Here is a 25,292-nt window from a genome sequence, read left to right on the forward strand (position 1 = left end):
CCGCCCGGCCCGGGCCGGGAACCCCGGCGGCGGACGGGGCGATCTTCCTCGCCTCCTGCCGGGTGCGGGTGATCACGGGACAGTCATCGCTGGTCAACGCGGGCGAACCGACGCGGTGACCCAACTCCCGGCAGACCCTGGGGCGTTCACACTGATGAACTTAGATCAGCAAGACGAACAATTTTACTCTCACTTGACCTTACGCTTGCTTGTCGTGTTCATGTGAGCGGACCCACGATCGGGCACATGAACAGTCTCGACTGGGCCGTGCTCATCGGCTACTTCGGTGTGATGGTCGCGATCGGCGTCTGGTCGCACAAGCGCGTGGACAACGTTTCCGACTTCTTCACGGCCGGGGGCAAGATGCCCTGGTGGCTCTCCGGCATCTCGCACCACATGTCGGGCTACAGCGCCGTGATGTTCACCGGATACGCGGGCATCGCCTACACCTACGGCGTCACCTCCTTCATCACCTGGTCCTTCCCCATCGCGCTCGGCATCGCCATCGGGTCGAAGCTGTTCGCGCCCCGCATCAACCGACTGCGTTCCCGGCTCCATGTGGCCTCCCCGCTGGAGTACCTGAAGAACCGCTACAACCTGCACACGCAGCAGGCACTCGCCTGGTCCGGCATGCTGCTGAAGATCGTGGACGTGGGCGCCAAGTGGGCGGCCATCGCCACCCTGCTGTCCGTCTTCACCGGCATCTCGCTGAACCAGGGCATCCTCATCACCGGCGCGATCACCGCGGTGTACTGCACGATCGGCGGCCTGTGGGCGGACGCGCTGACCGAACTCGGCCAGTTCGTCATCCAGTTGCTCGCCGGTATCGCGATGTTCGTGGCGGTCGTGCTGAAGCTGAACGACAAGCACATCGGCTTCTTCGGCGCCTGGGACGAGCCGGCCCTGCACGGCCACGGCAAGCCCCTGGTCGGCCCCTACGGCACGGTGTTCCTCCTGGCGTTCCTCTTCATCAAGCTCTTCGAGTACAACGGCGGCATGCTCAACCAGGCCCAGCGCTACATGGCCACCGGCAGCGCCCACGAGGCCGAGCGCTCGGCCCGGCTGTCGGCGGTGCTGTGGCTGGTCTGGCCGGTGGTGCTCTTCTTCCCGATGTGGATGTCCCCGCTGCTGGTCCACGCGCAGAAGCCGGACGGCTCCGACTCCTACGCCCTGATGACCGAACAACTGCTGCCGCACGGTCTGCTGGGCCTCGTCATCGTCGGGTTCTTCTCCCACACCATGGCGATGTGCTCCTCCGACGCCAACGCCATCGCCGCCGTCTTCACCCGGGACGTGGCGCCGGTGCTGTCGGCCAGGGCACGGGGCTGGGGCGAGCGGTCGGGACTGATCGCGGCCCGCGTCACGACGGTCGTCTTCCTCGGCCTGTCCATGGCGGTCGCGACCCAGGTCAACTCCCCCACCCTCAAGGACATCATCACCGTCGTCATCAAGTGGGTGGCCGGTCTGATGGGCCCGATCGCGATCCCGATGATGCTCGGCCTGCTCCGCGCGTTCCGCCGCTCCGGCCCGACGGCGGCGCTCACCAGCTGGGCGACGGGCCTGCTGGCCTTCTGGCTGGTCAACTACCCCATCAACTGGAACGTCGACGGCGGCGTCCCGCTCCAGTACCAGGTCTCGATCCCGCTCGCGGTCTCCCTGGTCCTCTACATCCTCATCGGCTACCTCAAGCCGGAGGACACCCCGGCCCGGCTGGCCGTCATCGAGAAGATCAACACGGACGGCGACGCGGTGGCGGCGGTACCGGTGCCGGCCACGGCGGGCGACGACGTGGTCGGAGCGCCGTAGGGTCCGCCGTCCGAAACCGCGCTCACGCCCGCGGGTACCGGGCCAGCCACCCCGGAGACGAACCGGCCGGACCGTGCAGCGCCGGGCCCTGGGTCATCTCCATCGCGAAGTCGTCGGCCAGTTCCAGGATCGTGGGGCGGCCCTCCAGCTCGGCCAGCCAGGCCGGCGGGAGGGCCGTCTCGCCGTGCAGGGCGCCGAGGAGGCCGCCGGTGAGGGCGCCCGCGGCGGCGGAGGGGCCGCTCTGGTTCACCGCCAGGCACAGCCCGTGCCGTACGTCCTCCCCCACCAGCGCGCAGTACACGGAGGCGGCCAGCAGCCCGTCCGCCGTGCCGTCGCCGGCCAGTTCCTCGACCCGGGCCGGGGTCGGCATGCCCTGCCGCACCGCCCCGAGGGCGTGCTGGAGGGCGTCGGAGACCGGCTGGTGACCGGGGCGGACGGCGAGCAGGGCGAGGGCCCGCTGCACGGCACCGTCCAGGCTGTCGCCACGGGCGAGCGCGTGCACGATCACGGCGTACGCGCCCGCCGACAGGTAGGCGATGGGGTGGCCGTGGGTCTGGGCCGCGCACTCCACGGCCAGCTGGACGACCAGTTGGGGTTCCCAGCCGACGAGCAGGCCGAAGGGCGCCGAGCGGGCGACCGCCTCCGGGCCCAGCTCCCCCGGGTTCTTCGGGGACTCCAGCGTGCCCATGGTGTCGTCGCCGAACCCGATCAGCAGCGCGCGGGTGGGGTCCCGGCGGGCGTACAGCCACTCCTCGCGGGCCAGCCAGCCGTCGTCCTTGCGGCGCTCGTCGGGCCCCCAGTCCCGCTGGGTGGCCGCCCAGCGCAGATAGGCCCGGTGCAGATCGGTCGGCGGGTGCCAGGCGCCGGTGTCGCGGCGCACCTGGGCGCGTATCAGCCCGTCCACGGTGAACAGGGTGAGCTGGGTGTGGTGGGTGACCGTGCCGCGCCGCCCGTGCCCGAAGGCCAGGTCCAGCAGCCCCTCACCGCCGTAGGCCGCCCGGATCTCCGCGAGGGACAGGGGGTCGGCGGGCCCGCCCAGCGCGTCGCCCACCGCGGCCCCGAGCAGCGTGCCCCGCACCCGGCTCCGGAAGTCCTGCTGTTCGGCACGCCCCCAGACGGCACCGGCTGTCGCCCCCACCAGACCTCCCCTGGCACCGTCCGCCTGTACGACGCCCAGCACTGTAATCGACCGGGAACGGTCCGTTGAGTGCCGCCCGGCCGGATTCTGGCGCAATGCGTACGGCGGACCGGGGCGGCCACCGGGAAGAATCCAGCCATGACCACCACCCCCACCCACCACACCGGCCTCAGACTCGCCGCCGGTGTGCTCACCGGCATACTCGCCCTCTACATCGCCCTGGTCGCGCTCGGGAACATCACCGACTTCGGGACCAACCAGCAGTTCGTGCGGCACGTACTGGCGATGGACACGACGTTCAAGGACGACGATCTGATGTGGCGGGCCGTCACCAGTACGGCACTTCAGGACACCGCGTACGTCCTCGTCATCGTGTGGGAGACCGTGGCGGCCCTGCTGCTGGTCTGGGGGACGTACCTGTGGGCGCGGCGCAGGGACGCCCTCGCCCGGCGCTGGTCCACCTACGGTCTGCTGATGCTCCTGCTGCTGTTCGGCGCCGGGTTCATCGCGATCGGCGGTGAGTGGTTCGCGATGTGGCAGTCGAAGACGTGGAACGGCCTGGACGCGGCGACCCGCGTGTTCCTGCTCAGCGGCGTCGCGCTGATCGTCAACCAGCTGCCCTCGGGCGGCCGGGACGCTACTTGACCACCGCGACCCGGGTGCCCTGGTCGCCGAAGGCCCACAGGGCGGCCCCGTCCTCCTTGTGGAGGCGGATGCCGCCCAGCTTCTGGCCGTTCGCGGGCGGCGGCGAGGAGCCGTCGAGGGCGTTGGAGAAGGCGATGTTCACGCCGGAGACCTTGGTGAAGTACATGATGTGCTCGATCTGCACGCCGTCCGAGCCCTTGATGGACTGGGTGCGCAGGGTGATCGAGTAGCGGCCGGGCTGCGGGCTCACCGTGCCCGGCCACACCGTGAACGTGCGGGACGCCTTGCCGGTCGCGTCGACCAGCCAGACCCGCTTCTCACCGAGCGAGTACACGATCCGGCGGCCCTCGCCCGACTCGTCCGGCAGGGCGGGGGCCGACGGCTCCCTCGGTGTCAGCGTCGCGTGGGGGCTCGCCGTCGCCGACGCGCTGGGCCTGGTCACGGCGGCCGTGGGATGCGGCCCGTGGTCCGCCTGCACGGCGAGGGCGACGACGGCCGCGGTCGCCCCCGCCGTCAGACCGGTGACCCAGGCCCACGAGGGCAGTCGGGCAGCCACGGGACGCATCTCCTCCGCTACGGGTCCCCCTTCTCAGCACAGGGGTCCGATCATCGTACTCAGTCCGCGGAGGGGGATCGGCCGGGAGGCCGCTCAGTCCAGGACCGGGAGCAGCTCCGGCAGGTGGCCGTCGGACGCCTCGGCCGCCCGCCGGCGCTCCTCCGGCACCTCGCCGTAGAGGGTGGTGCGCGGCTTCGCCGGCCGGCCGGCCGCCTCCGCCACCGCGACCAGGTCGCGGACGGACTTGTACGAGCCGTAGGAGGAGCCCGCCATGCGGGAGATCGTCTCCTCCATCAGCGTCCCGCCGAGGTCGTTCGCGCCGGAGCGGAGCATCTCCGCCGCCCCCTCGGTGCCCAGTTTGACCCAGCTTGTCTGGATGTTGGGGATCCAGGGGTGCAACAGGAGACGGGCCATCGCCGTCACCGCCCGGTTGTCCCGCAGCGTCGGGCCGGGGCGGGCGATGCCGGCCAGGTACACCGGCGCGTTGGTGTGGATGAACGGGAGCGTGACGAACTCCGTGAAGCCGCCGGTCTCGCGCTGGATCCCGGCCAGCGTGCGCAGGTGGCCGAGCCAGTGCCGGGGCTGGTCCACGTGCCCGTACATCATCGTGGACGACGAGCGGATGCCCAGCTCGTGCGCGGTGCGGACCACCTCGATCCAGGTGGCCGTGGGCAGCTTGCCCTTGGTCAGCACCCAGCGGACCTCGTCGTCCAGGATCTCCGCCGCCGTGCCCGGGATGGAGTCCAGGCCCGCCTCCTTGGCGGCCGAGAGCCATTCGCGGATGGACAGGCCCGTCCGGGTCGCGCCGTTGACCACCTCCATCGGGGAGAAGGCGTGCACGTGCATGCCCGGGACGCGCTCCTTCACCGCCTTCGCGATGTCGAAGTACGCGGTGCCCGGAAGGTCCGGGTGGATGCCACCCTGCATGCACACCTCGACCGCGCCCACCTCCCACGCCTGCTGGGCGCGGTCGGCGACCTGCTCCAGCGACAGCGTGTACGCGTCCGCGTCCGTGCGGCGCTGCGCGAAGGCGCAGAACCGGCAGCCGGTGTAGCAGACGTTGGTGAAGTTGATGTTGCGGGTGACGATGTAGGTGACGTCGTCACCGACCGCCGACCTGCGCACGTCGTCCGCGATCCGGCACAGCGCGTCCAGTGCCGGTCCGTCCGCGTGCAGCAGGGCGAGGGCCTCGGCGTCGGTCAGCCGGGTGGGGTCGTCGGCCGCCGTGCGCAGCGCCTCGCGGACGTCGGCGTCGATGCGTTCCGGGGCCATGCCGGGGGCGGCCGCCTCCCGCAGGGCCTCCCAGTCGCCGTACACCTCGTCGAAGTCGGCGCGCCGGTCGCCGGTACGCCCCTCGGTGTCGATGGAGGAGTGCAGGTCGGTGCGGCCGGTGGCGGTGAAGACCTCCTCCGGCTCCTGCCAGGGCCGGCCCGTGACCGGCGCGTCCGGCAGGGCGAGGCCCGTCTCGGGGTCGGCGAGGGCGGACACGTGCGGGCGCAGCCGCGGGTCCAGCCAGGGTTCGCCGCGGCGGACGAACTCCGGGTAGACGCAGAGGCGTTCGCGCAGTTCGAAGCCGGCGGCGCGGGAGCGCTCGGTGAGTTCCTCGATCTGCGGCCAGGGGCGTTCGGGGTTGACGTGGTCGATGGTCAGCGGGGAGACCCCGCCCCAGTCGTCGATGCCGGCGCCGATCAGCCGCTCGTACTCGGCGTCGACCAGGTTCGGCGGGGCCTGGAGGCAGGCCGACGGGCCCATGATGTGCCGGGCGACGGCCACCGTGGCGACCAGGTCGTCCAGTTCGGCGTCCGGCATGCCGCGCATGGCCGTGTCCGGCTTGGCGCGGAAGTTCTGGATGATCAGTTCCTGGATGCCGTGGTAGGCGCGGGAGACCTTCCGGAGCGCGAACAGGGACTCCGCGCGCTCCTCGTAGGTCTCGCCGATGCCGATGAGCAGGCCGGAGGTGAAGGGGACGGAGGAGCGGCCGGCGTCCTCCAGGACACGGAGGCGGACGGCCGGTTCCTTGTCCGGTGAGCCGTGGTGCGGGCCGCCCGGCTCGGACCACAGGCGGGTCGCGGTGGTCTCCAGCATCATGCCCATGCTGGGCGCGACGGGCTTCAGCCGCTGGAAGTCGGTCCACGTCAGCACGCCCGGGTTGAGGTGGGGAAGCAGTCCCGTCTCCTCCAGGATGCGGATGGAGATGGCGCGGACGTAGGCGATGGTGTCGTCGTAGCCGTGCGCGTCGAGCCACTCGCGCGCTTCGGGCCAGCGGTCCTCCGGCTTGTCGCCGAGGGTGATCAGGGCTTCCTTGCAGCCGAGCGCGGCACCCTTGCGGGCGATGTCCAGCACCTCGTCGGGGGACATGAACATGCCGTGCCCGGCGCGGCGGAGCTTGCCGGGCACGGTGACGAACGTGCAGTAGTGGCACTTGTCCCGGCACAGCCGGGTGAGGGGGATGAAGACGCTCTTCGAGTACGTGATGACGCCGGGCCTGCCCGCCGCCTCCAGGCCCGCGTCCCGCACCCGGGCGGCGGAGGCGGCGAGGGCGGTGAGGTCCTCGCCCCGCGCCTGGAGCAGCACCGCCGCCTCGGCGACGTCGAGGGCGACGCCGTCCCGGGCGCGTTTGAGGGCGCGACGCATGGAGTTCTCGGTGGGGCCGGTTCCGGAGGTCGCGGAAGTCGTCATTCCTTGAGCATACGTTCGCGTTTGATCACTGTTGCGGGGCACTGTCCGGTAGGAGGGAGCCGTACGCGTCGAGCGCCCGCAGCACCTCCGCCTCCCGGGCCGGCGGCAACTGCACCACGACCTCCTCGATGCCCAGTTCGGCGTAGTGGGCGAGTTTGCCGGGGGTGGGCCGGACGGCGTACGGGACGACCTGGAGGGCGTCCGGGTCGCGGCCCGCGTCCGCCCACACCGAGCGCAGCACAGGCAGCGACTCGGAGAGCCCGCGCCCGCCGATCGGCAGCCAGCCGTCGGCGTACTCGGCGATGTGCGCGAACAGCCTGGGTCCGGCGGCCCCGCCGACGAGCGTGCGGGGGCCGACGACCGGGCCGCGCGGCTTCTGCACGGGCTTGGGGTGGGCGAAGCTGGCCCGGACGGCGCCGAACTCCCCCTCGTACGCGGTCGGCTCCTCGCTCCACAGCGCGCGCATCAGCGCCATCCGGTCCCGGACGAGTTCCCGGCGGGTCCGCCAGGTCACGCCGTGGTCGGCGGCCTCCTCCACGTTCCAGCCGTAGCCGAGGCCGAGGGTGAAACGGCCGCCGGACAGGTGGTCGAGCGAGGCGATCTGCTTGGCGAGGTCGATGGGGTCGTGCTGGGCGACGAGCGTGATGCCGGTACCGAGCGCCAGCCGCCGGGTCACGGCAGCGGCCTGGGCCAGGGCGACGAAGGGGTCGAGGGTGCGGCCGTACTCGCGGGGGAGGTCGCCGCCGGCGGGGTACGGGGTGGTGCGGTCGACCGGGATGTGGGTGTGTTCCGGGAGGTAGAGGCCGGAGAAGCCGCGCGCTTCCAGCTCCTGCGCCAGCCGGACGGGGGTGATGGTCTCGTCGGTGAGGAAGATCGTGACGGAGATGCGCATGGGGCATCGTACCGACTGGTCGGTCGCTCGTCATGGGGCGCGCGCGGGCCGTTCGTGGTCACCGTGGGCCGTTCGTCGTTACCGTGGGTCTCGTGACGACCTTGCGCGGCACCTTGGCACCGGGTTCGCCGGACTATGTGTACCTGCCGTTCGACGTGCCGCCCGGAACCCGCGAGTTGACGGTCTCCTACACCTACGGCACACCTCCCGTCCCGCCCGGCACCCCCGGCAACGCCCTCGACATCGGGCTGTTCGACACGCGCGGAACCGAGCTGGGCGGGCGGGGGTTCCGGGGGTGGTCGGGGGGTGCGCGGAGCGAGTTCTTCGTACGGGCCGACGAGGCCACGCCGGGGTATCTCCCGGGACCGCTGACACCCGGGACCTGGTACCTCGCGCTCGGGCCGTACACCGTGGCGCCGCAGGGGCTGTCGTACGAGGTGACCGTCACGCTGACGGAAGGGGCGGCCGGGGAGGCGCCCGAGGCGGTGTACCCGCCGGACCGGGTCCGGGGGCGGGGCCGGGACTGGTACCGGGGCGACTGCCACCTGCACTCCTGGCACTCCGACGGGCGCCGCACCCCGGCCGGGATCGCGGACCTGGCCCGCGCGGCCGGGCTGGACTTCGTCAACAGCTCCGACCACAACACGCACGCCTCGCACGCCCACTGGGCCGACGCGGCCGGCGACGACCTTCTGGTGCTGCTCGGCGAGGAGGTCACCACCCGGAACGGGCACGTGCTGGCGATCGGCACCGAGCCGGGCACCTTCGTCGACTGGCGCTACCGGGCCCGGGACGGCCACTGGGCGCACTTCGCACGGGAGATCCGGCGGGCCGGCGGTCTCGTCGTCCCGGCCCATCCGTACGCCGACTGCGTGGGCTGCGGCTGGAAGTTCGGGTTCGCCCACGCGGACGCCGTCGAGGTGTGGAACGGGCCCTGGACACCCGACGACGAACTGGCGCTGGCGGCCTGGGACGCGGGGCTGGTGGCGTCGGCACGGGGCGGGCGGGCGTGGCTGCCGGCGATGGGCAACAGCGACGCCCACCGCGCCCCGGACGTCGTCGGACTGCCCCAGACGGTCGTCCTCGCCGACGGCCTGACCCGGCAGGCGATCCAGGAGGGGCTGCGGGCGGGGCGGTCGTACGTGGCCGAGTCGCGGCACGTCTCGCTGGCGTTCTCCGTGACGGCCGAGGGAGGTGAACGGGCCGGGACCGGGGAGCGGCTGGCGGTCGGGCACGACACACCGGTGACCGTGCGACTGGAGGTGTCCGGGGCGCCGCGCTGCTCGGTGCGGTTCGTCACCGACCAGGGCGTGCTGTGCACCGGCGGGCCGCTGCCGGTGTCCGGCACGGGCACCCTGGAGTGGCGCACGACCCCGGACCGCGCGGCCTACGTGCGGGCCGAGCTGCGCCATGAGACGGCGTTCGGCCCGGTACCGGGAGCGATGGCCGCGCTCACCAACCCGGTCTTCCTGGGACACTGAGGCGTGCCGGTCCCTGCCCCGTTGCGATCAGCGGTGGCCCGGTGGAGGCTGGCACCCTCGCGCCGTAAGAGAGCAGGGGAGCCGGAACCGTGTCAGGCCGCGCAGACCGCAAGCACCGCGTCGTGACCCGCCTCCAGCGGTACGTCGCCAACCCGCTCAACCGGCGCCTGCCGTTCCAGACCCTGCTGGAGACCACCGGCCGGACGTCCGGCCTGCCCCGGCGGACCCCGGTCGGCGGGCGCCGGGTCGGCGACTCCTTCTGGCTGGTCTCCGAGTTCGGCCTGAAGTCGCAGTACGTGCGCAACATCCAGGCCGACCCCCGGGTCCGGGTCCGTATCGCCGGCCGCTGGCACCACGGCACCGCCCACCTGCTCCCCGACGACGACCCGGTGGCCCGGCTGCGCACCCTGCCCCGTCTCAACAGCACGGCCGTACGGGCGTTCGGCACGGACCTGCTGACCGTACGGGTGGACCTGGCCGACTGACCGTCCGTTGGCTCCCGGTGCCGGCCCGTCGGCATGCGGAGAGGTTGTGAGGGCTCTGTGCACCCAGGTGCGGCCCGCTGTGATCGGCGTCTCCCACGGCTGACGCAACCGCCCGGAACAAGGCAAACTGACGGGGTTGTTCGTGATGCCGAGGGGGACGAACGCATGGACGGTGGGCCGCGAGTACCCGAGCAGCGGCGTGCCGGCTCCGCGCCCGTCGCGGAGCCCGGCCCGCTGCGCTTCGGCGTGCTCGGTCCGGTGCGGGCCTGGCACGGCGAGGAGGCGCTCAGCACGGGCTCCCCCCAGCAACGCGCCCTGCTGGCCGCCCTGCTGCTGCGCGAGGGCCGTACGGCCACGGCGGCGGAGCTGATCGACGCGCTGTGGGGGGCCGAACCGCCGTCCCAGGCGCTGGCGGCGGTCCGCACGTACGCCTCCCGGCTGCGCAAGGTGCTGAGCCCCGGCGTCCTGATCAGCGAGTCCGGCGGGTACGCGATCCGGGGCCTGCGCGAGGGCGCCCTGGACCTCGCGGTCGCACAGGACCTGGCGGCGGAGGCGGAGAAGGCGCGGGGCACGGGCGACCTCGGCCGGGCCCGGTCACTGCTGAACCAGGCCCTGTCTCTCTGGGACGGCGAAGTCCTGGCCGGCGTCCCCGGCCCGTACGCCGAGGCCCAGCGGGCCCGCCTGGAGGAGTGGCGGCTCGGCCTGCTGGAGACCCGCCTGGACCTCGACCTGGAACAGGGCTGCCACGCGGAGGCGGTCTCGGAACTGACGGCGCTGACGGCGGCCCACCCGCTCCGGGAGCGTCTGCGCGAACTGCTGATGCTGGCGCTGTACCGCAGCGGCCGCCAGGCGGAGGCCCTCGCGGTCTACGCCGACACCCGCCGCCTGCTCTCCGAGGAACTCGGCGTCGACCCCCGCCCGGGCCTCAGCGAACTCCAGCAGCGCATCCTCCAGGCGGACCCGGCCCTCGCGGAGCCGTCCGCCCCCGTGACCGAGCCGACGGCGGCCCCGGTCCGCCCGGCCCAGCTGCCCGCCTCCGTCCCCGACTTCACCGGCCGCTCCTCCTTCGTGTCGGAACTGACGGACGTCCTGTCCTCCGCATCGGAGGCGGAGGGCCGGGTGATGGCGGTCTCGGCCCTGGCCGGCATCGGCGGCGTGGGCAAGACGACCCTCGCGGTCCACGTGGCCCACCGGGCCCGCCCGGCCTTCCCCGACGGCCAGCTGTACGTGGACCTCCAGGGCGCGGGCCCCCGCTCGGCGGAACCGGAGACGGTGCTGGGCTCCTTCCTGCGGGCCCTGGGCACGCCCGACACCGCGATCCCCGACTCCCTGGAGGAACGCTCGGCGCTGTACCGCTCCGTCCTGGACGGCCGCCGGGTCCTGGTGCTGCTGGACAACGCGAAGGACGCGGCGCAGGTGAGGCCGCTGCTGCCGGGGACGGAAGGCTGCGCGGCGTTGGTCACGTCCCGCGTCCGCATGCTCGACCTCGCCGGCGCCCACCTCGTCGACCTGGACGTCATGTCCCCCGACGAGGCGCTGGCCCTCTTCACGAAGATCGTGGGCGAGGAACGGGTGGCGGCGGAACGCGAGGCCGCGCTGGACGTGGTCGCGGCGTGCGGCTTCCTCCCGCTGGCGATCCGCATCGCGGCGTCCCGCCTGGCGGCCCGCCGCACCTGGACGGTCTCCGTCCTGGCGGCCAAGCTGGCGGACGAACGCCGCCGCCTGGACGAACTCCAGGCCGGCGACCTCGCGGTCAAGGCGACCTTCGAACTCGGCTACGGCCAACTGGAACCGGCCCAGGCGAGGGCCTTCCGCCTGCTGGGCCTGGCCGACGGCCCGGACATCTCCCTCGCCGCGGCGGCAGCGGTCCTGGACCTCCCCCCGGAGGACACGGAGGACCTCCTGGAGTCCCTGGTGGACACGTCGTTGCTGGAATCGGCGGCACCCGGGCGCTACCGCTTCCACGACCTGGTCCGCCTGTACGCGCGAGCCTGCGCGGAGAGGGACGAGTTGCCGCCGCGGGAGCGGGAGGCGGCCATGTCGCGGGTGCTGGACTTTTATCTGGCCACGGCGGCTCGGGTGTATGCGATGGAGCAGCCCGGGGACCAACTCATCGACAACCTGGAACCCACGCGGTACCCGGGGCTGCACTTCACCGAAGGGGAGGCGGCCCTCGACTGGCTGTACACGGAGGCAGGATCGCTGCTGGCCTGCGTACGCCAGGCCGCGGGAACGCAGAGATTGCGACGCGCGGTCGATCTGCTGTGGGCGGCCAAGGACCTGACCGAATCGGGAGCCAGCTCCTACCAGTACGAGATGACGGCGAGGGCCACCTGCGAGGCTACCCGCCTCATGGGTGACGCCCGTGCAGAAGGCAGGGCGCGTACGGTCCTCAGCGATGTGCTCCTGGTCTCCGGCCGTATCCAGCAGTCGGACGAAGAGGCTCGCATCGCCATGGAGCTCGCGGCCGGCGTAGCGGACGCCACCACCGTCAGCTGGGTGGCGAACAATCGGGGACTCATCTGCCTGCACCAGGGACGATTCGCAGATGGCAAGGTCTTCTTCGACCAGGCCCTCGAAGGCCTGAGAGCCGCGGGAAACCGGCCCTTCGAAGCCACCGTTCTCGGCAACCTCTCGCGTGCCTACCTGGGCATGGGCGACACCGCCAAAGCCGTGGAAATCGCGCAGCGCGGCCTCGCGGCACACAGCGAGATCGGCCGGTCCGTGCGCCTGGCCAACAGCCACTTCGCCCTGGGGGTCGCCCTGAACCAGGCCGACCGCCATGCCGAAGCGCTCCAGGAGTTCTCCGAGGCCCAGCGCATCTTCAATGATCACCGGCAACGGCTGTGGGAGGGGGTGACCAACTTCCGGATCGCTCAGGTGCACCTCGCCACGCACAACCCCACACAGGCAGCCCAACACGCTGAAGTAGCCCTGAGTCTGGGCTGCATCGGCGGTGACCGGATGCGAGGGAACGTGCTGACGCTCCTCGGGCGGGCGCTCGGCGCGCTGGGACAGGCGGACCGGGCCAGAGCCTGTTGGCACGAGGCGCTCAACCTCTACGAGCAGCACGGCGCGCCGGAGGCCGAGGACGTACGCCCGCTCCTCACTGCCCCGTGCGACAGGTGACCAGCACTTCCGCCGTCGAAGGACGCGCGCGTTCAGCGTTTGTTTATCGCTACCCGGCATTGTCTTAGCCATCAGACCGTCGCGTCGGGGGGCAGACGGTTTGACCAGGAGCCGAACCAGCTAATGTGCGGCTCCGAACGCCCGTCCGGTAGCCAACGGGGGAGCCTCCGGACGGGCGTTCCTCAGTCGTCATCAAGCAGAGGGACCAGGCCCATGAGCGAGCAGAACAAGGACGCAACCGCCACTCCGCAGAACAACGCGATGCCCGCGCCGCCGGCCACGGGTGAGCCGATCACCACGCTCAACAACGCCATGCCCAGCGAGCCCGCCGCTGACGAGACGATCACCACTCTCAACAACGCCATGCCCGCCCCGCCGGCCCTGAACCTGGACGGCAACAAGTAAGCCACCACCCCGACGGGGACCGGCCGCGGCGGCGCGGAGGGGGAGCCGCCGCGGCCGAGGCGTGTCCGGGCAAGATCCAGCCGTTCCGCGGCGGGAATTGTTCGAATCAATCGAACAACACCCGCCTCAGAGTTAACGTCGGACCCACCGATGCCAGTTCACCAACGGGAGGACGCTATGACGCTCACCAAGAAGATCGTGGCCACCGCCGCCCTGATCCTCGGCGCCACCGCCGCTGCTGCGAGCCCTGCGCTGGCGGACAATCACTCGCCCGTGAGCCCGGAGACCGGCCAGACCACGGTCGTCACCCCGCAGGACAACCAAATGCCGTAACACGGCAGCACATCTCTCCGAGGGGCCGGGCGGAAGCTCGGCCCCTCGGCGTGTGCGCCGGGCGGGCCGGTCAGTCCCCCTCCGCCAGCTCGCACCACACGGTCTTCTCCACCCCCTGCTCCACACCCCACCGGAGGGTCACCGCGTCGATCAGGGCGAGACCGCGGCCCGCCTCGTCGTCGTCTCCGGCAGGCAGGAGCACCGGCACGGCTTTCGGCTCCGGGTCGGTGACCTCGATGCGGATGCGTCCATCGCCCGTCCGGGCCACCCGTACGCGGACACAGGCCCCCTCCCCCACATGCCGGATGACGTTCCCAACGAGTTCGGTGACGCAGAGCTGGACGTCGGCGCAGGGCGCGTCCAGGTAACGGCGAACGGTACGGCGCAGCCCTTGCAGTGCCTTCGGTACGGCGACCACCTCGACGTCCAGCGGCGGCCGGTTCGGCGCGCGTTCCTCACCCCGCAGCGCCCGCGCCAGTTCGCGTGCCGTCGCCGCGTTGCAGTTGCCGAGCGCGACCAGGCCGGCCGGGGGCTGGTACGTGCCCGCGAAGCTCGGCAGGTCCACCCGCAGCGAGGGCAGGGTGATGCCGCGTGCGGACAGCGCCTCGCGCAGGTCGTCCACGCAGAGGGTGGTGTCGTAGACGGAGTCGACGCGCCGGGCGGAGGGGGGATTCGAGGGCGACACGTTTGCGCGGACCTTCCTGTGCGGACTGTGATGAAGCAGTCACAGACTGATGCCCACGCCGGTACCTTTTGAAGAGGTTTCGGCTGCGCAAGCACATCTGGCAAACGGCGGTGACGAGTCATGCCCCCACGCAAAGACCCGGACGCCTCGGCGAACGTCCCCTCCTTCTACGGCGCCGAGTTGCGTTATCAGCGTGAGCTGGCGGGGCTCACCTTGGAGCAGTTGGCGGAGGGAAGCTTCCGAGGCGTGCCGTTCCTGAGCCAGATCGAGCGGGGAGAGCGGCGGATGCCGGTGGATCTGGCCCGGCACGTCGACAAGGTGCTGGGGACGGACGGCTTTTTCGAGCGGCGATGTGAAGACGCCCGCCGGGCCCGGCAGTCGGGGCACGCGGAGTACTTCGCGGATGTGGCGGAGATGGAGCAGCATGCGGAGACGATCGAGGAATGGGCGCCCATGCTCGTACCGGGACTGCTGCAGACGCAGGCCTACGCGGAAGCCGTCGTCCACACGTCGCTGCCCTGGCTGCCGCCCGCGACCGTCGACAAGCAGGTCCGGGCCCGGCTGGAGCGCGCGAAGATCTGGGACCGGGAGGAGCGGCCGTCGTTCTGGGCGGTGCTGCACGAGTCCCTCGTCCGCAAGCCCCTGCTGCCCTCGACGGAGATGGCGGAGCAGTTGGAGCACATCGCTCAGGTCATCCGCTCCACGCAGGGCGTTCTGCAGATCCTCCCGGAAACCGCGTACGCCCACCCGTTCATGATGGGCATGATGAGGGTGATGACCTTCCCGGACGCCCCACCGGTGGCCTACACCGAAGGGCTCCACAACGGCCAACTCATCGACTATCCGGCGCTCGTGAAGGACTACCGCAGGTCGTACGATCTGCTCAGGGCCGCGGCACTACCGCCAGAGGCGTCCCTGGCCATGGTCGAACGAGCGGCGGAGGACTATCGAGATGGCAAGCACCGGGACTGACCTGAGCACCGCCGTGTGGCGCAAGAGCAGCTACAGCAACGGCAGCGGCGGCGAGTGCGTCGAAGTGGCCGACGCACACCCCGGCCTCGTCCCCGTCCGCGACTCCAAGAAGCCCCAGGACGGACCCGTACTCCTCTTCCGTCCCCTCGCCTGGAGCGCCTTCCTGGACTCCCTGAAGGGCTGAACCCGCTCGGTTATCCACAGGGCAAGCGGCAGGTAACGGATTCTGCGATCTTGCTTGTGTGGTACGAACGGAATTGAGGGCGCTGGCGGACAGAGGCGTCCTCCTCACCTCCCGTGCCGTGAAGGCCGGTTGGCCCAGGCGTAGCCTGTCGCGCGCGCTACGGGCGGAGGGCTGGACGCAGCTCCGACACGGTGCCTGGGCCGAGCCGGGATGCGAGCCGGACCTGTTCACCCACCTCCGGGCCGTCCAGCTCGGCGTACCGAGGTTCGTCGTGAGCCACGGTTCCGCGGCTGCCCTCTGGAGGATCGAGTTGCTCGGCGGTGGCCGCAGGGCGCCGCTGGACTTCATCGATCCGCAGCTCGGCGTGCACCGCCTGGGCAAAGGCGTGCGTGTGCACCGGATGCCACTCGGCGGAGGCGACGTGGTGGAAAGGCGGGGGCTACGACTCACCACCCCGACCCGCACCTGTGCCGATCTCCTTCGCCGCGGCCCACGTGACTCTGCGATCGTCGCCGTGGACTCGGCCCTGGCGTACCGCAGGGTCGGGCGAGTCCGACGCGCTCCCCTGGTTCGCCAGGTGGAGATCGCCCGCGCGCTGGGGAGGGGCTCGCGGGGGTCGGTCCGGGCCCTGGACTGGCTCCGGCTGACCGATCCGCTCGCCGGCTCTCCCGCCGAGACGGTCGCCCGCCTGCGCATGTACGACGCAGGGCTACACCCCGAGAGCCAGGCCGAGCTGCGCAGTCCGGACGGCAGTCGGCGCGTCGTCGACTTCCTCTTCCGGGCGGCCGGACTCGCGGTGGAGATCGAGGGCTACGCCTACCACGGCACGCGTGAAGCCCACCGTCAGGACATCGCCCGCTACAACCAGCTCCTGCGCTGCCCCGAGATCCGCAGCCTCCTCCGCTTCAGCGCCGAGGACGTTTTCCGGCGGCCCGCGTACGTGATCGCGGAGGTCAGGGCCGCGCTGGTTTCTCTCACCGGCGATTCCGAGTGACTGTCGGGCCGCTCGTTTCCCGGCCAGTGTCGTGCCTCCACGGCCGGGTCAAGGGCGCTGCGCGTCGCAGCGATCGGCCCAGTGGTAAGGGCCTCGAGGTCGACTGTGTCCGCACCGTCGGAAGGGCTGCGCGGTCGCGCCTCGCCTGCTCGCCGGGTGCGGTCGGCGGCGAACGGTGGGGGGCGGCTTCGCCGGGGCACGGGTGGGCCCTTGCCCCGTGACTGGCGGGGTTGTGCCGAGGGGGGCGGGCGCGGGGGCGGTCGTGGAGTGCTGGAAGGATCGCCGGGGTGGCCCAAGCTCGCCGGTTACCGGTTTCCTGTGACCTGAGGGGCTGATGGGGCCCCTTGTCATCCGGACGAGAGTCACCCCCGCCCCAAGCCACCAGCCGCCGAACCCGCACGGCGTGCCGGCGAGGCGCAGGCGCGTGCCCATGGCACCGGTTGGCCTCCCAGCCGGCCCAGGGACCCCGCACCGGTAGGCGCCCACTTTCCCCGGGGCCGCCCGCACGCTCCTAACCCGCGCTGGGCTGGGGCGGGTCAAGGGTGGCCCGCCGGTGACTTCAGGGCGCGGTGAGATTCACCAGTTGTAGGAGGCCACCGGCTCCAGGTCGCAGTGGTCGACCTCGGCAGCGTTCTCCTTCGCGTTCGTCACCGGGACCCGGATGGTCTTCGTGCCGCTCGCGGGCACGTCGACCTCCTTGATGGTGCCGTCGACCATCATGTCGTCGGCGTCCTCGAAGTTGATTTCGACGTCGAAGCTGCTCTTCATGGCGTTCGGATTGGTGACCTCGATGGTCGCGTAGGGCTTCTTCACGGTCGCGCAGCTCACCAGCCGTGCCGTGCCGTCCTGGTGGCCGGAGGGGTTGGAGCCGCCGGAGGTGCCGTCGCCGTAGGAGTCGTCGTCGTAGTCATCGTCGTAGTCGCGGTGCGTGCCCGAACCGTAGCCGCCGCCCGACGACGTGGACGAGGAGGTGTCGTGGTCCTGGCTGGAGCTGCTGCACCCGCCGCCGCTGCCGTGACTGCCGCCGTGTCCGTGGCCGCGACTCTTGAATCCGGTCAGCGCCAGGACGACCAGGACCGATACCGCCGTCAGTCTGAGCATGTGTCCCCGTCGATGCATGCCGAGCACTCTAGGCGATGCCTGTCACGACCATGTCACTGTGTGGCAACCGTCGCGCACCCGGCGTAGCGTCTGCCCTGAGAGCGGGAAGGACGCCGCTCCCCCGCGACGACGGCCGCCGTCCCAGCCCTTCCGTGCAACCGGTACGACGGCCGTCTCCCGTTCACGCGGTCCGCGCGGTGCCCGTGCCCTTCTCCGCGTCCAGCGCGTACACGCACCGGTCCTTGCTGCACGCGTACACCACGCCGTCCTTGACCACCGGGGAGCCGGTGATCTCGCCGCCGGTCGCGAGCTTCCAGCGCAGGCGTCCGTCGTCGGCCTTCAGGGTGTAGAGGAGGTGGTCGGTGGAGCCGAAGTGGATGCGGCCCTCCGCCACCGCGGGCGCGCCCACGACGTCGCCGCCCGCCTGGAAGCGCCACTTGGGGGTGCCGGTGACCGCGTCCAGGGTGTACAGGCCCTTGCCGCTGCCGACGTGCACGTGCCCGGCGGCCACCAGGACCGGCTCGACGGAGGAGCGGGCCTCGGTGGCGATGCGCCAGCGGTCGCGGCCGTCGGCGGCGTCGAGGGCGTAGACCGTGCCGAGGTAGTCGGCGAGGTAGATGCCGCCGCCGGTGACGGCCGGGCCCGGGGCGAAGGCCGGCGGGCTGAGGAAGACCGCCGGGGCCTCGAAGTGCCAGCGGACCATGCCGCTCACCGCCTCGACGGCGAGGACACGGGCGCCCGCGGAGACGTAGACGCAGCCGTCGGGGGCCGGGGTCAGCCGCACCGGCACGCCACCGCAGGAGGCCGCGTCACCGATGGGGTACGACCAGCGTTCCTCGCCGGTGCGGGCCTCCAGGGCGCGCAGCCGGGCGTCCTGCCAGACGTAGACCGTGCCGTCGTGCACGACCGCGCCCGCCTCCGGGGACTCGAAGTCGGTCTGGCAGCCGGTGATCTCCCACAGTTTCCGCCCGCTCGTCGCCTCCCACGCCTGGACGCCGCCGCCACGGGTGCCGGTGACGACGGTGCCGCGGTCGGCCTTGAGGGAGTACACCCAGGCGTCCGTGGACAGCCGCCACAGGTCGGTGCCCTCGCGGGCGTCCAGGGCGAACAGGGTGGGGCCGTCGGAGGCGTGGATACGGCCGTCCGCGACCGCCATGGACCAGGCGACGTCCCGGGTCTTGAAGCGGCGGCGGCCGGTGGCCACGTCCAGGGCGTGCACCTCGAAGGAGGTGACGTAGACGAGGTCCCCGTCGACGGAGGGGGTGCCCCACACGTCGTTGGACATGCGGAAACGCCAGGGGCGCCAGCCCGCCGCCGTCTCCGGGGGCTGCGGCGGCACGGGCGGTACGGCGGGGTCCGCGCCGGCCACGCCGGGGCGGGGCCGCGACCAGCTGGCCACCAGGCCGGCCTCGGGCGGGGGCGCCTTGACGGCGGCGGCGCGGGCGTCGGCGACCCGGGGGCCGGGGCCGATGGACACCTGGGCGCCGGCCAGCCGGACCGGGCCGGTGTCGGGGGCGCCGGCCGGGACGGAGACCGCGGCGCTCACGGGCGCCGGGACCGGCGGGTCGTACGGCGGGGGCGGGGGCACGGCCTGCCGGCCGCCGCTGCGCGGGCCGCCGGCCGGAGCCGGGGCGGGCTTGGCGGCGGGACGTCCGCCGCGGCGGGCCTCGATGAGGGCGACCGCCTTCTCCGGCAGCCAGGCGGAGGCGGTGCCGCTGTCGTCGGAGCCGGAGCCGAAGAGGTGCGGGGCGAGCTGCGCCTGGAGGTCGGCCGGGGTGGGGCGGGCGGTGGCCTCCATCTGCATGCAGACCTCGATGAGCGGGCGCAGCTCGTCGGGCAGGCCGGTGAGGTCCGGGCCCTCCCGGAGCAGCATGAAGACGGTCTCGACCGGGTTGGCGCCGTGGAAGGGCGGGTGGCCGGTGGCCGCGAAGACCAGCATGGAACCGAGCGAGAAGACGTCGCTGGCGCCGGTGACGCTGCGGGAGTCCTTGGCCTGCTCCGGGGACATGTAGGCGGGGGTGCCGACGGCGACGTTCGTCATCGTCAGACGGGTGTTCGAGACGCCGGAGGCGATACCGAAGTCGATCACCCGGGGGCCGTCCTCGACCACGAGCACGTTGGACGGCTTGAGGTCGCGGTGGACCAGCCCGGCGCCGTGGATGGACTGGAGGGCCTCCGCCACGCCGGCCGCGAGCCAGCGCACGGCCTGGGCCGGGAGCGGCCCGCACTCGTTCACTATCTCTTCGAGCGAGGGCGCGGGGACGTAGGCGGTGGCCAGCCAGGGCACGGCGGCGCGCGGGTCGGCGTCGACCACGGCCGCGGTGTAGAAGCCGGAGACCGCGCGGGCCGCCTCCACCTCGCGGGTGAAGCGGACGCGGAAGAGCTGGTCCTCGGCCAACTCGGTGCGCACCGTCTTGATCGCCACGCGCCGGCCGGACGCCGAGCGCGCGAGATAGACCAGCCCCATGCCGCCGGCGCCCAGCCGGCCCAGCACCTCGAACGGCCCGATCCGCCGCGGATCGTGCTGTGTCAGCTGATCCACCACTGCCTGCCACCTCCCCGTACGAGCCGCGCCACTCTCCATATGCACGCGGCCGAAGTGCAGCGTCTCACCACCGCACCGCCATGGCGGCACGCACCCTGATTCTTCCTGGCCGGGCGGCTGGTTGCGAACCCGGTGACAATCAGGGTGTCTCACGCCGAAGCATCCCAAAGCGGATGCGTCAGCGCTGGAGCAGTGCGAACGACGCCCCTTGATTGTCGGTGACGACGGCCACCACTCCGTACGACGTTCCGAAGGGTGGCGCCTGCACCCGCCCGCCGAGCCGGCGCACCGCCCCGAGGGCGTCCGCCAGCTCCGCGACCCGGAAATGGACGAGGAAGTGCGGGGGCATCTCGGCCGGGAAGACGTCGGTGACCTCCGCGCGGCCGAAGTCGGGCTCGGCGTCGGTGCCGAACAGGGCGTCGTGGAAGAGACCGCCGTAGAAGGTGTTGGCCGCCGCGGTGTCGCGGGTGTACAGCTCGGCCCAGACGAAGGTGTTCGGCTCGCGCCGCCGCCCGAAGCCGCGATGGGTGCCGGGCTGCCACAGGCCGAAGACCGCGCCCTCGGGGTCGGCGGCCAGGGCGGCGACGCCCAGGTCGCCCACCGGGAACGGGGCCATGACCACCTGCCCGCCGGCCGCCGTGATCCGCCGGCCGAGGGCCCCGGCGTCCGAGGTGGCGAAGGACACGGTCCAGACCGTGGGCATGCGGCCGTCCGTCTTGGGGGCCAGCGAGGCGACGGGGTCGCCGTCCAGCAGGGCCCACACGGAGGAACCGTGCGCCTCCTCGAAGGTCCACCCGAAAAGATCACCGTAGAACCGCTTGCCCGCCTCGACGTCGGGCAGCTGGGCGTCGACCCAGCAGGGGACGCCCTCCCCGTATGTATCTTCGTTCGCGGATGCCCTGTTTTCGGCCATGTCGTCAAAGTAACCGGGCGGCGCGCACCGCGCAGACCAGGCACACCATCCCCGTTTCCCCCCTGCACCCCATTTGCAGTCGGCCGAATCGCGCTCCCATCACCCCTCGGTAAGCTGACGACATGACAGGACAAGTGCGTACCGTCGACGGCCGCGTGGCCGGCCGGCGTGGGCAGGCGACCCGGCAGAAGCTGCTCGACTGCCTCAGCGAGATGCTCAGCTCCTCCCCGTACCGGGACGTCAAGGTCATCGATGTCGCCCGGAAGGCGGGCACCTCGCCCGCGACCTTCTACCAGTACTTCCCGGACGTCGAAGGTGCCGTCCTGGAGATCGCCGAGCAGATGGCGGCCGAGGGCGCGGGACTGACCGAACTCCTCGAAGGGCGCACCTGGACCGGCAAGTCGGGCTGGCAGACGGCGCAGGAACTCGTGGACGGGTTCCTGGAGTTCTGGCGCAAGCACGATGCGATCCTGCGGGTGGTCGACCTCGGTGCGGCCGAGGGGGACAAACGGTTCTACAAGATCCGCATGAAGATCCTGAACTCGGTCAACAACTCCCTCGCCGACTCCATCGCGGAGCTCCAGTCCAAGGGCCGGGTCGACAAGGACGTGAACCCGGCCGCGGTGGCCGGTTCGCTGGTCGCGATGCTCGCGGCGGTGGCCTCCCATCAGAAGGGCTTCTCCTCCTGGGGCGTGAAGCCGGCCGAACTCAAGCCCAACGTCGCGCTGTTGGTGCACCTGGGCGTGACGGGCAGGAAGCCTTCGAAGTAGGTCACGCACCCCTTATCAGGGTCCAAGTCCTGTCTGGCAGGCGGTGGTTCACACGGTGAGCCACCGCCTGCCGTCTACGCCGGCAGTGGCCGGTCCCGCACCACGTGCTTCATCACGAGCGTCGACGTCAGCCGCTGCACCCCCGGCAGCGTCGCCAGCCGCTCGTCGTAGAGCCGCTGGAAGGCGGCCAGGTCGGCGGTGGCCACCCGGAGCAGGTAGTCCGGCTCGCCGAACAGCCGCTGGGCGTCCAGCACATGCTCCAGCTCACCGACCGCCCGCTCGAACTCGGCGACCGTGTCCCGGTCCTCCTGGCGCATGGAGACGAAGACCAGCGCCTCGAAGTTCAGGCCGAGCGAGGCCGGGTCCACCATCGCCCGGTAGCCCTGGATGGCACCGGACCGCTCCAGCTCGCGCAGCCGCCGGTGACAGGGCGAGACGCTGAGCCGCACCCGGGCGGCCAGCTCGGTCACGGTCAGCCGCCCGTCCTGCTGCAGCTCGGCAAGTATTTTCCGGTCCACGTCGTCCATGAAGAAGATATTTGCGCAGAGCGGGCCATGGTGGGCAAACTTCGGGAACACTTTCGGGACTTTCGCGCCTAATGTCCCCGGTATGGACTCAGGGCTGCTCTTCTCCTTCCTCGTCGTGGACCTGCTGCTGGTGTGCGTCCCGGGCGCCGACTGGGCGTACGTCATCGCGACCGCCCTGCGCGGCGGCCCGGTCCCGCGCGCGGTGGCGGGCCTGGTCTGCGGCTACGCCCTGCACACCGCCCTGGCGGCGGCGGGCCTGGCGGTGCTGGTGGCGGGCTCGCCCCGGCTGCTGACGGCCCTGACGGTGGCCGGCGCGGGCTACCTGCTGTGGCTGGGCTGGGGCGTCCTGCGCCGCCCGGCGGTCCCGGACGCCGACACCACGGCGACGCCCGACGGCCGCCTCTTCCTGCGCGGCGCGACGATCAGCGGGCTGAATCCCAAGGGCCTGCTGCTCTACCTCTCCGTGCTCCCCCAGTTCCTCACGCTCCGGGGCGCCCACCTCCCCGTGCCCGCACAGACGGCGGCCCTCGGCGTCCTCCACATGGCCTGCTGCGCGGCCGTCTATCTGACCGTCGGCGCCCTCGCCCGCACTCTTCTCAGGGCCCGCCCGGCGGCGGCCCGGGCGGTGACCCGCACGTCGGGCGCGGCCATGCTGGGCATCGGCGCGCTGCTGCTGGTGGAACGGCTGGCGACGCTCTAGTCGACCGAGGGACCTCCCGGCCCGTCCGGCTCACCGAGGCGTGGTGGAGGCGGTACCGCGGTTGCGCGGGGAGGCCGGGGAGCGGCAGGTGCGGCACCGGGACGGGGGCTTGGCCCCGGCCGGGTGTGGCCTCCGGGACCGGGGTGGTTCTGCTCCTCGGGGACCGTGGTGCCGTAACGGGAGTGAGGCCACGGGCCCGCGCCGTCCGGGGCCGCGGGTCGGCCCGGGTGATACTCGCCCCATGGCACAGCACGATCTTCACGAGCTGCTCCGGTCGCTGCGGGTCTGGGACGCCCAGGTGACCGAGCTGCGGCCCTTCGACCCGGACACCGCCCCGCCCACCCCGCTGGCCCTGTTCACGAACTGGTTCGCGGAGGCCGTCGCGGCGGGGCAGCCGGAGCCGCACACCATGTCGCTGGCGACCGTGGACGAGGAGGGCAGGCCGGACGTGCGGATCGTGATGCTGCACGGCGCCGACGCGGACGGCTGGTCCTTCGCCACCCACGCCACGAGCCGCAAGGGCCGCGCGCTGGACGCCCGGCCGTACGCCGCCCTCGCCTTCTACTGGCCGGCGCTCGGCCGCCAGGTACGGGTGCGCGGGCCGGTGACGCCGGCGCCGGCCGAGGAGAGCCAGGCCGATCTGCACGCGCGGTCCACGGGCGCGCTGGCCGCAGCGCTGACCGGCCGGCAGAGCGAGGAGCTGTCCTCCGTGGAGGAGCTGCGGCGGGCCTCGGACGCGGCCTGGCAGCGGGCCAGGGAGAACCCCGCCGAGCCGTCGCCGACCTGGACCCTGTACCGGCTGCGCCCGGAGACGGTGGAGTTCTTCCAGGGGGACGCGGAACGGCGGCACGTGCGCCTGGAGTACCGCAGCACCGGGTTCGGCTGGAGCAGGGCGCTGCTCTGGCCGTAGGGTCACCGGCCGGCCCGGCCGGCGAGGTGGTGGAGAAGGCCGTCCGAAGGGAACTGCCGTCGCGGTCCGCCGAGTAGCGGGCGTCCCCGGCCTCGTCACGTGGATCCCCAGGATCACGGGCCACCGCGCCGCGCAGCGGTAGCGGACACCCGTGATCAATCCGCAACCAATTCCGGTCTTGACCGAGACCCATCAACCGGGTGTGTGATTACGCTCCCGCTCATGGCCGTCTCCCGTCCCTCCCCCGTCCCCCCGTCGCCGACCCCCGCCGACCGCCCGGTCTATGTGATCGGCGCCGGTCCCGGGGGTCTCGCCGCCGCGTACGCGCTGCGGGAACGGGGCGTACGGGCCGTGGTCCTGGAGAAGTCCGACCGCGTGGGCGCCTCCTGGCGCCGCCACTACGACCGGCTCCACCTGCACACCACCCGGCGGCTGTCCTCGCTGCCCGGCCTGGTCATCCCCCGGAAGTTCGGCCGCTGGGTCTCCCGCGACGGCGTGGTCCGCTACCTGGAGAAGTACGCCGAGCACCACCGCCTGGAGATCGTCACCGGCGTGGAGGTGCACCGCGTCGAGCGGAGCGGGGACGGCACCGGGTGGCTGCTGCACGCCTCCGGCGGCCGGGAGCTGACCGGCAGCGCGGTGGTCGTCGCCACCGGCTTCAACCACACCCCGCGCATCCCCGACTGGCCGGGCCGGGAGTCGTACGGCGGCGAGTTCCTGCACGCGGGCGAGTACCGGGACGCCGGGCCGTACCGGGACCGTGACGTGCTCGTCGTCGGCATCGGCAACACGGGCGCGGAGATCGCCGTGGACCTGGTGGAGGGCGGGGCCGCGCGGGTGCGGCTGGCGGTGCGCACGGCGCCGCACATCCTGCGCCGCTCCACGCTCGGCTGGGCCTCCCAGTACTCGGGCGTGCTGGTCCGGCGACTGCCGGTGTGGCTCGTGGACCGGCTCGCCGGACCGGTGGGGCGGCTCAGCACCCCGGACCTGACCGCGCACGGGCTGCCGCGCCCGGACACCGGCCTGTACAGCAGGGTGAAGCAGGGCGCGATCCCGGTGCAGGACGTCGGCCTGATCGACGCCGTGCGCACGGGCAAGGTGGAGATCGTGGCGGCCGTGGAGGCGTTCGAGGACGGCAAGGTGGTCCTCGCCGACGGCAGCCGGATCTCGCCCGACGCGGTGATCGCGGCGACCGGGTACGTGCGGGCGCTGGAGGGGCTGGTGGGGCACCTCGGGGTGCTGGACGGGCGCGGCAGACCGGTGGTGCACGGCGGCCGTACGCCCGCGCAGGCGCCCGGTCTGTACTTCACCGGGTTCACCAACCCCCTCAGCGGGATGCTCCGTGAGCTGGCGATCGACGCGGGGCGGATCGCGAAGGCGGTCGCGAAGAGGCTGTCCTAGGGTCTTCGGTATGGATCAGGCCGGGTCCAGACGGAAGACCC

At 72.2% G+C, this 25,292-nt stretch carries 23 protein-coding genes and 1 pseudogene; 15 read left to right on the top strand and 9 right to left on the bottom strand.

Annotated elements, in window-relative coordinates:
* Positions 1 to 29: 29 nt before the first annotated feature.
* Positions 30 to 119 (top strand): annotated as a pseudogene (locus tag AB0946_RS12175) (short-chain dehydrogenase); the annotation flags it as partial.
* A 127-nt stretch (positions 120 to 246) separates the two neighbouring features.
* A complete protein-coding gene (locus AB0946_RS12180) occupies positions 247 to 1,806 on the top strand; it encodes a sodium:solute symporter family protein (protein ID WP_366760479.1) in 1,560 nt (519 codons plus the stop codon).
* Between the two features lie 22 nt (positions 1,807 to 1,828).
* Here the strand turns inward: AB0946_RS12180 and AB0946_RS12185 are convergent, their stop codons facing one another.
* Positions 1,829 to 2,944 (bottom strand): ADP-ribosylglycohydrolase family protein, encoded by a 1,116-nt coding sequence (locus tag AB0946_RS12185; RefSeq protein WP_132785321.1) that lies wholly within the window; start codon positions 2,942 to 2,944, stop codon positions 1,829 to 1,831.
* A 138-nt stretch (positions 2,945 to 3,082) separates the two neighbouring features.
* On the opposite strand from AB0946_RS12185, the gene AB0946_RS12190 reads away from it, so the two are divergent.
* Entirely contained in the window at positions 3,083 to 3,589 is a 507-nt protein-coding gene (locus AB0946_RS12190) for a DUF2165 domain-containing protein (protein ID WP_030642847.1), read from the top strand.
* On the opposite strand, the gene AB0946_RS12195 is transcribed toward AB0946_RS12190, so the two are convergent.
* From AB0946_RS12195 to AB0946_RS12205, 3 genes are all read right to left on the bottom strand, one after another.
* On the bottom strand, positions 3,582 to 4,154 hold the full coding sequence (locus tag AB0946_RS12195) for a hypothetical protein (protein ID WP_366760480.1): 573 nt from the start codon (positions 4,152 to 4,154) through the stop codon (positions 3,582 to 3,584). The two genes, AB0946_RS12190 and AB0946_RS12195, sit on opposite strands and share 8 nt — an antisense overlap.
* Positions 4,155 to 4,238: 84 nt before the next feature.
* Positions 4,239 to 6,824, bottom strand: coding sequence for a bifunctional FO biosynthesis protein CofGH (locus tag AB0946_RS12200; protein WP_366760481.1), 2,586 nt, complete (start codon positions 6,822 to 6,824; stop codon positions 4,239 to 4,241).
* A 25-nt stretch (positions 6,825 to 6,849) separates the two neighbouring features.
* A complete protein-coding gene (locus AB0946_RS12205) occupies positions 6,850 to 7,716 on the bottom strand; it encodes an LLM class F420-dependent oxidoreductase (RefSeq protein WP_366760482.1) in 867 nt (288 codons plus the stop codon).
* Between the two features lie 92 nt (positions 7,717 to 7,808).
* Between AB0946_RS12205 and AB0946_RS12210 the strand changes: the two genes are divergently transcribed.
* The 5 genes from AB0946_RS12210 (at position 7,809) to AB0946_RS12230 (ending at position 13,549) form a co-directional block, all read left to right on the top strand.
* Positions 7,809 to 9,197, top strand: a complete 1,389-nt coding sequence (locus AB0946_RS12210) for a CehA/McbA family metallohydrolase (RefSeq protein WP_366760483.1) — start codon at positions 7,809 to 7,811, stop codon at positions 9,195 to 9,197.
* Between the two features lie 89 nt (positions 9,198 to 9,286).
* Positions 9,287 to 9,682 carry a nitroreductase/quinone reductase family protein gene (locus AB0946_RS12215; RefSeq protein WP_366760484.1) on the top strand — a complete coding sequence of 132 codons (396 nt, stop codon included), beginning with the start codon at positions 9,287 to 9,289 and terminating at the stop codon, positions 9,680 to 9,682.
* Positions 9,683 to 9,847: 165 nt separating this feature from the next.
* Complete coding sequence (locus tag AB0946_RS12220) at positions 9,848 to 12,811, top strand: BTAD domain-containing putative transcriptional regulator (protein WP_366760485.1); 2,964 nt, start codon at positions 9,848 to 9,850, stop codon at positions 12,809 to 12,811.
* A 213-nt stretch (positions 12,812 to 13,024) separates the two neighbouring features.
* Positions 13,025 to 13,216, top strand: a complete 192-nt coding sequence (locus tag AB0946_RS12225; protein WP_366760486.1) for a hypothetical protein — start codon at positions 13,025 to 13,027, stop codon at positions 13,214 to 13,216.
* Positions 13,217 to 13,393: 177 nt separating this feature from the next.
* On the top strand, positions 13,394 to 13,549 hold the full coding sequence (locus tag AB0946_RS12230) for a hypothetical protein (RefSeq protein WP_366760487.1): 156 nt from the start codon (positions 13,394 to 13,396) through the stop codon (positions 13,547 to 13,549).
* A gap of 70 nt (positions 13,550 to 13,619) precedes the next feature.
* Here the strand turns inward: AB0946_RS12230 and AB0946_RS12235 are convergent, their stop codons facing one another.
* Positions 13,620 to 14,234 carry an ATP-binding protein gene (locus tag AB0946_RS12235; protein ID WP_366760488.1) on the bottom strand — a complete coding sequence of 205 codons (615 nt, stop codon included), beginning with the start codon at positions 14,232 to 14,234 and terminating at the stop codon, positions 13,620 to 13,622.
* Positions 14,235 to 14,354: 120 nt separating this feature from the next.
* On the opposite strand from AB0946_RS12235, the gene AB0946_RS12240 reads away from it, so the two are divergent.
* The 3 genes from AB0946_RS12240 (at position 14,355) to AB0946_RS12250 (ending at position 16,384) form a co-directional block, all read left to right on the top strand.
* Positions 14,355 to 15,206 (top strand): helix-turn-helix transcriptional regulator, encoded by an 852-nt coding sequence (locus tag AB0946_RS12240; RefSeq protein ID WP_366760489.1) that lies wholly within the window; start codon positions 14,355 to 14,357, stop codon positions 15,204 to 15,206.
* Complete coding sequence (locus tag AB0946_RS12245; protein WP_030642867.1) at positions 15,187 to 15,390, top strand: DUF397 domain-containing protein; 204 nt, start codon at positions 15,187 to 15,189, stop codon at positions 15,388 to 15,390. The genes AB0946_RS12240 and AB0946_RS12245 overlap by 20 nt, the downstream gene beginning before the upstream one ends.
* A 577-nt stretch (positions 15,391 to 15,967) precedes the next feature.
* Positions 15,968 to 16,384 carry a hypothetical protein gene (locus AB0946_RS12250; RefSeq protein WP_366760490.1) on the top strand — a complete coding sequence of 139 codons (417 nt, stop codon included), beginning with the start codon at positions 15,968 to 15,970 and terminating at the stop codon, positions 16,382 to 16,384.
* A gap of 576 nt (positions 16,385 to 16,960) precedes the next feature.
* On the opposite strand, the gene AB0946_RS12255 is transcribed toward AB0946_RS12250, so the two are convergent.
* The 3 genes from AB0946_RS12255 to AB0946_RS12265 all read right to left on the bottom strand — a co-directional run bounded on the left by AB0946_RS12255 (position 16,961) and on the right by AB0946_RS12265 (position 20,943).
* Positions 16,961 to 17,503, bottom strand: a complete 543-nt coding sequence (locus tag AB0946_RS12255) for a hypothetical protein (protein WP_366760491.1) — start codon at positions 17,501 to 17,503, stop codon at positions 16,961 to 16,963.
* A 163-nt stretch (positions 17,504 to 17,666) separates the two neighbouring features.
* Positions 17,667 to 20,030 carry a PQQ-binding-like beta-propeller repeat protein gene (locus tag AB0946_RS12260; protein WP_366760492.1) on the bottom strand — a complete coding sequence of 788 codons (2,364 nt, stop codon included), beginning with the start codon at positions 20,028 to 20,030 and terminating at the stop codon, positions 17,667 to 17,669.
* 178 nt (positions 20,031 to 20,208) lie between these two features.
* Positions 20,209 to 20,943, bottom strand: a complete 735-nt coding sequence (locus AB0946_RS12265) for a VOC family protein (protein ID WP_366760493.1) — start codon at positions 20,941 to 20,943, stop codon at positions 20,209 to 20,211.
* Between the two features lie 134 nt (positions 20,944 to 21,077).
* Between AB0946_RS12265 and AB0946_RS12270 the strand changes: the two genes are divergently transcribed.
* Positions 21,078 to 21,713, top strand: a complete 636-nt coding sequence (locus AB0946_RS12270) for a TetR family transcriptional regulator (protein ID WP_366760700.1) — start codon at positions 21,078 to 21,080, stop codon at positions 21,711 to 21,713.
* Between the two features lie 74 nt (positions 21,714 to 21,787).
* Here the strand turns inward: AB0946_RS12270 and AB0946_RS12275 are convergent, their stop codons facing one another.
* Positions 21,788 to 22,240, bottom strand: coding sequence for an Lrp/AsnC family transcriptional regulator (locus AB0946_RS12275; protein ID WP_132785335.1), 453 nt, complete (start codon positions 22,238 to 22,240; stop codon positions 21,788 to 21,790).
* 82 nt (positions 22,241 to 22,322) lie between these two features.
* Between AB0946_RS12275 and AB0946_RS12280 the strand changes: the two genes are divergently transcribed.
* The 3 genes from AB0946_RS12280 to AB0946_RS12290 all read left to right on the top strand — a co-directional run bounded on the left by AB0946_RS12280 (position 22,323) and on the right by AB0946_RS12290 (position 25,251).
* The gene (locus AB0946_RS12280; protein ID WP_366760494.1) at positions 22,323 to 22,940 is read left to right on the top strand and encodes a LysE family translocator; all 618 of its coding nucleotides are present in this window, start codon (positions 22,323 to 22,325) and stop codon (positions 22,938 to 22,940) included.
* Between the two features lie 241 nt (positions 22,941 to 23,181).
* Positions 23,182 to 23,850, top strand: coding sequence for a pyridoxal 5'-phosphate synthase (locus AB0946_RS12285; protein WP_366760495.1), 669 nt, complete (start codon positions 23,182 to 23,184; stop codon positions 23,848 to 23,850).
* A gap of 222 nt (positions 23,851 to 24,072) precedes the next feature.
* Complete coding sequence (locus AB0946_RS12290) at positions 24,073 to 25,251, top strand: NAD(P)/FAD-dependent oxidoreductase (protein WP_366760496.1); 1,179 nt, start codon at positions 24,073 to 24,075, stop codon at positions 25,249 to 25,251.
* Positions 25,252 to 25,292: the final 41 nt, after the last annotated feature.

Origin of the sequence: Streptomyces sp. NPDC046870 (assembly GCF_040704595.1) — a bacterium.
Classification (GTDB): domain Bacteria; phylum Actinomycetota; class Actinomycetes; order Streptomycetales; family Streptomycetaceae; genus Streptomyces; species Streptomyces argyrophylli.

What these genes read in the sequence shown, in the direction of transcription:
- AB0946_RS12240 (WP_366760489.1), top strand. Translation starts at nt 14,355, where the DNA reads ATGCCCCCACGCAAAGACCCGGACGCCTCGGCGAACGTCCCCTCCTTC.
- AB0946_RS12190 (WP_030642847.1), top strand. Translation starts at nt 3,083, where the DNA reads ATGACCACCACCCCCACCCACCACACCGGCCTCAGACTCGCCGCCGGT.
- AB0946_RS12290 (WP_366760496.1), top strand. Translation starts at nt 24,073, where the DNA reads ATGGCCGTCTCCCGTCCCTCCCCCGTCCCCCCGTCGCCGACCCCCGCC.
- AB0946_RS12245 (WP_030642867.1), top strand. Translation starts at nt 15,187, where the DNA reads ATGGCAAGCACCGGGACTGACCTGAGCACCGCCGTGTGGCGCAAGAGC.
- AB0946_RS12200 (WP_366760481.1), bottom strand. Translation starts at nt 6,824, where the DNA reads ATGACGACTTCCGCGACCTCCGGAACCGGCCCCACCGAGAACTCCATG.
- AB0946_RS12180 (WP_366760479.1), top strand. Translation starts at nt 247, where the DNA reads ATGAACAGTCTCGACTGGGCCGTGCTCATCGGCTACTTCGGTGTGATG.
- AB0946_RS12195 (WP_366760480.1), bottom strand. Translation starts at nt 4,154, where the DNA reads ATGCGTCCCGTGGCTGCCCGACTGCCCTCGTGGGCCTGGGTCACCGGT.
- AB0946_RS12285 (WP_366760495.1), top strand. Translation starts at nt 23,182, where the DNA reads ATGGCACAGCACGATCTTCACGAGCTGCTCCGGTCGCTGCGGGTCTGG.
- AB0946_RS12230 (WP_366760487.1), top strand. Translation starts at nt 13,394, where the DNA reads ATGACGCTCACCAAGAAGATCGTGGCCACCGCCGCCCTGATCCTCGGC.
- AB0946_RS12220 (WP_366760485.1), top strand. Translation starts at nt 9,848, where the DNA reads ATGGACGGTGGGCCGCGAGTACCCGAGCAGCGGCGTGCCGGCTCCGCG.
- AB0946_RS12255 (WP_366760491.1), bottom strand. Translation starts at nt 17,503, where the DNA reads ATGCATCGACGGGGACACATGCTCAGACTGACGGCGGTATCGGTCCTG.
- AB0946_RS12265 (WP_366760493.1), bottom strand. Translation starts at nt 20,943, where the DNA reads ATGGCCGAAAACAGGGCATCCGCGAACGAAGATACATACGGGGAGGGC.
- AB0946_RS12280 (WP_366760494.1), top strand. Translation starts at nt 22,323, where the DNA reads ATGGACTCAGGGCTGCTCTTCTCCTTCCTCGTCGTGGACCTGCTGCTG.
- AB0946_RS12225 (WP_366760486.1), top strand. Translation starts at nt 13,025, where the DNA reads ATGAGCGAGCAGAACAAGGACGCAACCGCCACTCCGCAGAACAACGCG.
- AB0946_RS12205 (WP_366760482.1), bottom strand. Translation starts at nt 7,716, where the DNA reads ATGCGCATCTCCGTCACGATCTTCCTCACCGACGAGACCATCACCCCC.
- AB0946_RS12275 (WP_132785335.1), bottom strand. Translation starts at nt 22,240, where the DNA reads ATGGACGACGTGGACCGGAAAATACTTGCCGAGCTGCAGCAGGACGGG.